1 protein-coding gene is annotated in these 1,091 nt (G+C 48.9%); it reads right to left on the bottom strand.

Annotation, left to right across the window (positions count from 1 at the left end; translation table 11 throughout):
• Positions 1-35: 35 nt before the first annotated feature.
• Complete coding sequence (locus JKP77_RS22140) at positions 36-986, bottom strand: IS30 family transposase (protein ID WP_218313339.1); 951 nt, start codon at positions 984-986, stop codon at positions 36-38.
• Positions 987-1,091: the final 105 nt, after the last annotated feature.

The raw sequence follows: 1,091 nt of genomic DNA, 5'->3' as shown, positions 1-1,091 counted from the left end.
CGCGAATTCAACTCCGAAGTGCACCACTCGCTAAATTAAGCTGCCTTACGTAACTGCTCGAAGACGACGGCAGGCTGTTTAAACCCAAGACACTTTCTTGGCCTTGCATTCAGAGCACGCTCAACGTCAGCAATTTGTTTGGCTGTCACCGTTCGTAGGTCTGTACCTTTACGGATGTATTGCCGTAGCAACCCATTGAAGTTTTCATTCAATCCGCGTTCCCATGATGAATATGGATTGGCGAAGTAAATATCCGTCTTCAACTTCTCTGCAACCAGTTCATGGTCACAGAATTCACTGCCGTTGTCCGCCGTAATAGTGCGAACATGGCGGCGGTAGCGCCATAACATGCCAATCATCGCTCTGCTCACGTCAGCTGCGCTTTTCGCGGGCACTTTACGTATCAGGTATAGCTTACTTTTGCGTTCAACCAGGCTGACTATTGCGCCTGTTCCTTGTTTTCCTAAGACAGTATCGGCTTCCCAGTCACCAAACCGTTTCTTCTTATCAACAATAGCAGGACGGCGCTCAATGCCAATCCGGTTCGGAATAATAACGCGCTTCGCCCGGTTGCCTTTTCGGTACTTACGCCGACCATGTCGCAATTGCCTGAACAGCTTACCTCCACGCAATTTGTCTTGCTGTACGTAGCCGTAAATCCACTCATGGCTGACTGGGTAGCCAATGATTTTGCTTACACCTGCAATCTGCTCGGGACTCCATTTTTGCCCCAACCCGAACTCAACAAACGTCATGGTGAGCGCGGGGATGCTGTACTTGGCCGCCTGACATCGTCGCTTAATCGTCTTAGCATGGGCTACTTCGGGCAGGTAATGATTATCCCGAATCCTGTTGCGACGTACTTCACGACTAATCGTGCTGTGACTGACTTTAAGCCGCTTCCCAATTTCCCGATAACTGAAACCCTCGCGCAAGTAGGCTTCGATCTGGTATCGTTGTCCTTCGATCAACTGCTTGTATCTCATGGTAATTACTTCTATTTGTTTGGCGACTATAGAGTACCACCAACAGGCAGTTGATCTCTTCTCACCGTTTAACCATGAGTGGTGCACTTATTATCTGAAATCGGG

Origin of the sequence: Alteromonas antoniana (assembly GCF_019249295.1) — a bacterium.
In the GTDB taxonomy this organism is placed as follows: Bacteria; Pseudomonadota; Gammaproteobacteria; order Enterobacterales; family Alteromonadaceae; genus Alteromonas; species Alteromonas antoniana.
The sequence above is the reverse complement of the archived record's forward strand: the minus strand, read 5'-3'. Positions and strand labels throughout refer to the sequence as shown.